5 protein-coding genes and 1 pseudogene are annotated in these 4193 nt (G+C 67.2%); 3 read left to right on the forward strand and 3 right to left on the reverse strand.

Features of this window, described 5'->3' with window-relative positions; translation table 11 throughout:
* Positions 1 to 1323: polyribonucleotide nucleotidyltransferase (locus A5659_RS22850; protein WP_082976164.1), on the reverse strand; the 1323-nt coding region annotated here is incomplete at its 3' end.
* Positions 1324 to 1689: 366 nt separating this feature from the next.
* Positions 1690 to 1959, reverse strand: a complete 270-nt coding sequence (rpsO, locus tag A5659_RS22855; protein ID WP_007775081.1) for a 30S ribosomal protein S15 — start codon at positions 1957 to 1959, stop codon at positions 1690 to 1692.
* A gap of 170 nt (positions 1960 to 2129) precedes the next feature.
* Here rpsO and A5659_RS22860 point away from each other — a divergent pair, with 170 nt between their 5' ends.
* Together A5659_RS22860 and A5659_RS22865 are read left to right on the forward strand one after the other, a co-directional pair.
* Positions 2130 to 2471 carry a helix-turn-helix transcriptional regulator gene (locus tag A5659_RS22860; protein WP_066879378.1) on the forward strand — a complete coding sequence of 114 codons (342 nt, stop codon included), beginning with the start codon at positions 2130 to 2132 and terminating at the stop codon, positions 2469 to 2471.
* A 3-nt stretch (positions 2472 to 2474) separates the two neighbouring features.
* The gene (locus A5659_RS22865) at positions 2475 to 2960 is read left to right on the forward strand and encodes an SRPBCC domain-containing protein (protein ID WP_066864398.1); all 486 of its coding nucleotides are present in this window, start codon (positions 2475 to 2477) and stop codon (positions 2958 to 2960) included.
* A 22-nt stretch (positions 2961 to 2982) separates the two neighbouring features.
* Here A5659_RS22865 and A5659_RS22870 read toward each other — a convergent pair whose 3' ends face one another.
* Entirely contained in the window at positions 2983 to 3969 is a 987-nt protein-coding gene (locus A5659_RS22870; RefSeq protein ID WP_066879371.1) for a bifunctional riboflavin kinase/FAD synthetase, read from the reverse strand.
* Between the two features lie 113 nt (positions 3970 to 4082).
* Here A5659_RS22870 and A5659_RS27380 point away from each other — a divergent pair.
* Positions 4083 to 4193: pseudogene (locus tag A5659_RS27380) on the forward strand (metal-dependent transcriptional regulator); the annotation flags it as partial.

Here is a 4193-nt window from a genome sequence, read left to right on the forward strand (position 1 = left end):
CAGGGCGCCGTGCCCGATCTCGCGCCGCTTGGGTGAGCCCACCCGGCCGGTCTCGCCGGTGGAGAACGGCGGGAAGTTGTAGTGGTGCATGTAGCGCTTCGAGGTCTCGGGCCCCAGCGAATCGATCTGCTGGGCCATCTTGACCATGTCGAGCGTGGTGACGCCCAGGATCTGGGTCTCACCGCGCTGGAACAGCGCGCTGCCGTGCGCCCGCGGCACCACGGCCACCTCGGCCGACAACGCGCGGATGTCGGTGATGCCGCGGCCGTCGATGCGGAAGTGATCGGTCAGGATGCGCTGGCGCACCAGCTTTTTGGTCAGTGACCGGTAGGCGGCGCTGATCTCTTTCTCGCGGCCCTCGTAGGTCCCAGAGTCCCCAGCGAGGCGCGCGAGCACCTCGGCCTTGAGCTCGTCGGTGCGCGCGTCACGCTCGGCCTTGCCGCCGATGGTCAGCGCCTTGGCCAGCTCGTCGGTGGCCACCGAGGCCACCGAGTAGTAGACGTCGTCACCGTAGTCCGGGAACGTCGGGAACTCGCCGGCCGGTTTGGCGGCCGCCCCGGCCAGTTCCTCCTGCGCGCTACACAGCGCGGCGATGAACGGCTTGGCGGCCTCGAGGCCTTCGGCCACAACGGTTTCCGTCGGCGCCGGGGCGCCGCCCTCGACGAGCTCGATGACGTTCTCGGTCGCCTCGGCCTCGACCATCATGATGGCCACGTCTTTTTTGTCGCCTTCGCCGACTATGCGGCCGGCCACCACCATGTCGAACACGGCCCGCTCGAGCTGCTCGACGGTCGGGAACGCCACCCAGGTGCCGTCGATCAGCGCGACCCGCACCCCACCGATGGGACCCGAGAACGGCAGCCCGCTCAGCTGGGTCGAGGCCGACGCGGCGTTGATCGCCAGCACGTCGTACAGGTCGTTGGGATCCAGGCTCAGGATGGTCACCACGACCTGGATCTCGTTACGCAGCCCGGAGACGAACGACGGGCGCAGCGGCCGGTCGATGAGCCGACAGGTCAGGATCGCGTCGGTGGAGGGACGGCCCTCGCGACGGAAGAACGAACCGGGGATGCGACCGGCGGCATACATCCGCTCCTCGACATCGACGGTCAGCGGGAAGAAGTCGAAGTGCTCCTTGGGGCTCTTGCTGGCGGTCGTCGCCGACAACAGCATGTTCTCTTCGTCGAGGTACGCGACCACGGCGCCAGCGGCCTGCTGGGCCAACCGGCCGGTCTCGAAACGGATGGTGCGGGTGCCGAAGCTCCCGTTGTCGATGGTGGCGGTCGCCTCGAACACGCCCTCTTCAATTTCAGCGACAGACATGGACGTCCGTACGGCCTCTCTTGTATTCAGCTTTTTCGCGTGGCCACGCGCGAACCGCAGGCCTGACGGCCACGGGTCACCCGCGGGAGGCGCTGAGTCTGAATACGGCTACGGCCATCGATCGAAGCGGCCGACCTGCCCCAGATCCGGAGAGCCCGGCAGCCACTACCGAAGACCGCCCGATGCAGACTGGCTGCTCCCTCGAACGTGCGTAGTGACACGCTGGAACGGCACACGCGGATCTGCGTGACCGCACCGTTTGCTCGGGCCGAACCGGCCCAGAACGTCCTCACTCTACACGGGCGACCCCTGCCCGCCATATCGCTCGGAATTTGCGGGGCCGCGAACGCCCCGGTGGGGGCTGCGTCAGCGACGCAGGCCCAGCCGCTCGACCAGCGAGCGGTACCGCTCGACATCGATCTGCGCGACGTACTTGAGCAGCCGGCGACGGCGGCCGACCAGCAGCAACAGTCCGCGACGCGAGTGGTGGTCGTGCTTGTGCACCTTCAGGTGCTCGGTCAGGTCGGCGATCCGCTTGGTCAGCAGCGCGACCTGCGCCTCAGGCGAACCGGTGTCGGTGCCATGCAGGCCGTAATTGCCCAGGATTTCTTTTTTCTGCTCGGCTGTAAGCGCCACGAACTAACTCCATCAATCGGTGCCGCGAGAAATCTCGTGCGTGGCCGCCGCGGACTGCAGCACACGCCGTATCGGCTGGCGAGTCTATCAGCGGCGGCGACGTCTACCGAAATCGCAGGCCAGCACTGCGCCCTTGACAACATACAACCATTTGGTTGTATGTTGTGCGGGTGACCGTAGATCAGGAGGACCGGGTGGACGCCCTGTTCCACGCGCTCGCCGACCGAACCCGGCGCGACATCATGCGCCGGACCCTGGAAGGGGAACACTCGGTTTCCGCATTGGCGGTCAAGTACGACATGAGCTTTGCCGCGGTGCAGAAGCACGTCGTCGTGCTGGAAAAGGCCGGCCTGCTCACCAAACGACGAAGCGGTCGAGAGCAGCTGGCCAGCGGTGACGTGGCGGCCGTGCGGTCGGTGGCCGCGATGCTCACCGAACTCGAATCCCTCTGGCGGGATCGCATCGCCCGCGTCGACGAACTCATCGCATCCGACTCAAACCAGGAGGACTGAACCATGCCCGTGACCGACGTCCAGCACGACCCGGACAACCTGACGCTGACCATCACGGCGGACTTCGCCGCGCCGGTGGCCCGAATCTGGCAGGTGTACGCCGACCCTCGTCAGTTGGAGAAGGTGTGGGGACCGCCGTCCCACCCGGCGACCGTCGTCGACCACAGCCTCACACCCGGCAGTCGCACGACGTACTTCATGACCGGACCGGACGGCCAGAAGTACGCCGGGTACTGGGAGATCACGGCCGTGGACGAACCGACGAGCTTCTCCTTCCTGGACGGCTTCGCCGACCTGGACTTCAACCCGAACCCCGACCTGCCGGTCTCGAGGAATGTGTACACATTCGCCGAGCACAACGGCGGCACTCGCGCGACATACGTGAGCACCTACTCCTCCGCCGAGGCGCTGCAGCAGGTGCTGGACATGGGCGTCGTCGAGGGCGCCTCTTCGGCCATCAACCAGATCGACGACCTGCTCGCCGCCTGACGCCTGCCGGCGACTCCTGGAATCAGTCCTGGGCCGCGAGGGTGATGCGGGCCCGTTCGGTGTCCCTGCCCATCGCGTCGATGAGGTCGGCGATCGAGTCGAACTTGTGCTGGCCGCGGATTCGGGCGACGAAGTCCAGCGCCACGTGCTGTCCGTACAGGTCGGCGTCGGTGTCCAGGACGAACGCCTCCACGGTGCGGGTACGCCCGGAGAACGTCGGGTTGGTGCCCACCGACACCGCCGCCTGATAGCGCTCGCCCGGGACCATCGCCCCGGGGGCCCCCGCCCCCTGACCGTGGCCGAGCACGGTGAACCAGGCGGCGTACACGCCGTCGGCCGGGATGGCCGAATACATCGGCGGCGCCACGTTCGCGGTGGGAAAGCCCAGCTCGGCACCGCGCCCGTGGCCGCGGACCACCACGCCCTCGACCCGGTGCGGCCGGCCCAGCGCCTCCATCGCCGCCACCACGTCACCGGCGTCCACACAGGACCGGATGTAGGTGGACGAGAACGTCACGGTCTCGTTGCTGTGGTGCTCGGACAGCAGCGACATCGACTCCACGGCGAACCCGAAGCGCTCGCCGGCGCGTCGCAGCGTTTCGACGTTGCCGGTCGCCTTCTTGCCGAAGGTGAAGTTCTCCCCCACGACGACCTCGACCACGTGCAGGTTCTCCACCAGCAGCTCGTGGACGTAGCGCTCCGGGGTGAGCTTCATGAAATCGGTGGTGAACGGCATGACCAGGAAGACGTCGATGCCCAGCTCTTCGACCAGCTCTGCGCGCCGGGTGAGCGTCGTCAGCTGCGCGGGGTGGCTGCCGGGATAGACCACTTCCATCGGGTGCGGGTCGAACGTCATCAGCACCGTCGGAACGTTGCGGGCCCGCGCCGCTTTCACCGCATGCGCGATCAGCTCGGCGTGGCCGCGATGCACACCATCGAACACACCGATGGTGAGCACACACCTGCCCCAGTCCGTGGGTATCTCGTCTTGGCCGCGCCACCGCTGCACGTCCGCCAGCCTACGGCGCGCAGTGGTCCGCCGGGAGATCGGAAGGGGCAAACCGCCGCCATGGTGTCGGGGAACACCCCGGATTAGGCCTGGGTTGCCTAAACTTTCTCGGTGTGAGGCCTGACGAGGAGCGTGGCGGTATCACCGCGGTCGGCCAGGACTACCTGAAGGTCATCTGGAATGCCCAGGAGTGGTCCCCGAAAGACGCACCGCAGAAGGTCAGC

The organism is Mycobacterium sp. 1165196.3 (assembly GCF_001673415.1).
GTDB lineage: Bacteria > Actinomycetota > Actinomycetes > Mycobacteriales > Mycobacteriaceae > Mycobacterium > Mycobacterium europaeum_A.